Genomic DNA, 1,887 nt, shown 5'->3' with positions numbered 1-1,887 from the left:
TGCGCTCTTGCAAGTCTTTCCGCAAAGCCTCTATTAGTTGATTGCGGAGTTTGAGGTTTTCTGTGAGAAGTCTTATTCTGTGGTTCTTCTCGCTGATGACATCCCACAACACCTCAAAGTCTGTCGTGTGCTCCCAGCACTCCTTCACGTCGCCGTTTTCAAGGATGGTGTCAGGGAAATACTTCCCGCACTCCTCGCACCAGTTCTGTCCTTCTGGTCGGCAAGAGCACTTCTGCTCCCCGTTCACGGGGTCGATGGGGTGGGTGCAACCAGCCTCATTGAAGTGTTCGTCGTCTTCGTATTCGTTAGCCATCGGCTTTCTCCCTTATGTGCACCGCCATGTCTGTTTGTGGACTTACAGGCCAAGACTGGTCAACTGTCACCACGCCATTTCTTAGTTTAACTATCGTAGCCGTTGTGTGTTCGGCTCCATTGAGGCATATATCCATCCCTAAATACGCGCGCTCGGCGCGCCATCTATGATACCGTTGGATAAGACTTGGCAAGAGACCGATAAGGATTCCGACGCCGAAAGCAAGTAACAGGTCAGTCATGGTCTTCCTCCTTCGGCGGGATTTGCCCTTCAACATGGCTCCAATCACCCCAGCCTAAGAACACCGCGTCTTCCCAATTCGGGCGGTAACCCATGTCACAAGACATCTCGGTATATATTACAAACTCGCCAGTGCCTAATTTCCCGATATTGAACGGCTTGTCACGATAGGCGGCTTGACTTGCCGAGTACCATAGATATTTTGCGCCAAGAGACGGTGCTTCTTTCTGTTTGTCAGCCATGGTTTTCTTCCTTTTCTATAGCTCTTTCGTTAAGTCTTTTGTTCGTAACCTGCGTTTCTGTTCTCGATTCCGCAGTAACAACACTAACCGCTTGAAGAACAAAAAACCTCCCTGAATAGGCTTGTCTTGCCTCTGCTTCTGTAGCAAGTAAAGCCTCATTATAAGAATCATGTCTATGTGTCATCTTGCCAGTTGACGGACACCATCCTATCCAGAACTCTTTTGTCGCAGGATGGATTTCCTGTTCAATAACAAAGTTTATCTTTGCTTCACCTGGAAAAGTTTCAGGGTAAAGTCTTTCAGGTATTTTTTCTTTCCCCTCGCTCATCTTACTCTCCTCCGCACGGACAATCGTCCGTGCATTTGTGGTTAGGCAATCCCTCCGGCTCGGTCGCCGGATGGCCTGATACCCTGAATTTCTTTACTTGCTTTACGAGCCTCTCAAAGGTAAGTTCGTAAAATTCGTCGGATTCGGAGAATTCGTCGAGCATGTCGTCAAGGTTTGGTAGTTTCATGGTCAACCTCAATCTTTTTGATATTAAATCTTGTCCTACAAAATCCACACCACGCGAAGCGTTCTCCGGTTGATTCTGTCAGGTAGAAATCGAAAATTATGCGACCACAACAAGAACACTGCGTCGGGTATGCACTTGATTCGGTATCTAACACTCTCCCCATACTTTCCCCCTCTCAAGTTGTGCGGGCTTTTTTTCATTCTTCGTCAGGCTACCCCGCATCCCCTGACATCAGCCGATACGCGTTGTGCGGTTGTCGGCATCGTCTAAAACGGAGTCAAGGATTAAAACGGGATAGGGTCTGAATCGTCCGTCTCTGCGCTCGCGCTTGTGGGGACATTGCTCCCCGGCTTTATTGCCTGAAATTCAAGACTCTTGGAGATTGTCTCTTTGAGTCCATCGGACATGGCATTATACCCAGCCCAGTCAAACTTTTCCAAGTCGTCCGGTATCTCGAAAACCACCGTCGGGTTGACCGCCGCAGGGACTTCCGACCCCTTCGGTAAGCTCATGATTGCTGAGATATTGGCGTAGGTGTTTTCGCCCGTGCTGTTATGCACGATTGAAATCAGACAAG

Annotated in this window: 6 protein-coding genes; all 6 read right to left on the bottom strand. The window is 48.8% G+C overall.

Annotated features, from left to right (window positions below):
- The coding region (locus tag HWQ67_RS17350; protein WP_218253954.1) for a hypothetical protein at positions 1-313 on the bottom strand (313 nt) is incomplete at its 3' end.
- A complete protein-coding gene (locus HWQ67_RS17345) occupies positions 306-554 on the bottom strand; it encodes a hypothetical protein (protein ID WP_218253953.1) in 249 nt (82 codons plus the stop codon). The genes HWQ67_RS17345 and HWQ67_RS17350, both read right to left, overlap by 8 nt.
- Entirely contained in the window at positions 547-795 is a 249-nt protein-coding gene (locus HWQ67_RS17340; protein WP_218253952.1) for a hypothetical protein, read from the bottom strand. The genes HWQ67_RS17345 and HWQ67_RS17340 overlap by 8 nt, the downstream gene beginning before the upstream one ends.
- Entirely contained in the window at positions 788-1,123 is a 336-nt protein-coding gene (locus HWQ67_RS17335; RefSeq protein WP_218253951.1) for a hypothetical protein, read from the bottom strand. Before HWQ67_RS17335 ends, HWQ67_RS17340 begins: the two co-directional genes overlap by 8 nt.
- 1 nt (position 1,124) lies before the next feature.
- Positions 1,125-1,310 (bottom strand): hypothetical protein, encoded by a 186-nt coding sequence (locus tag HWQ67_RS17330; RefSeq protein WP_218253950.1) that lies wholly within the window; start codon positions 1,308-1,310, stop codon positions 1,125-1,127.
- A 284-nt stretch (positions 1,311-1,594) separates the two neighbouring features.
- The coding region (locus HWQ67_RS17325) for a hypothetical protein (RefSeq protein ID WP_218253949.1) at positions 1,595-1,887 on the bottom strand (293 nt) is incomplete at its 5' end.

This window comes from Candidatus Magnetobacterium casense, from assembly GCF_019173545.1.
In the GTDB taxonomy this organism is placed as follows: Bacteria; Nitrospirota; Thermodesulfovibrionia; order Thermodesulfovibrionales; family Magnetobacteriaceae; genus Magnetobacterium; species Magnetobacterium cryptolimnobacter.
The sequence above is the reverse complement of the archived record's forward strand: the minus strand, read 5'-3'. Positions and strand labels throughout refer to the sequence as shown.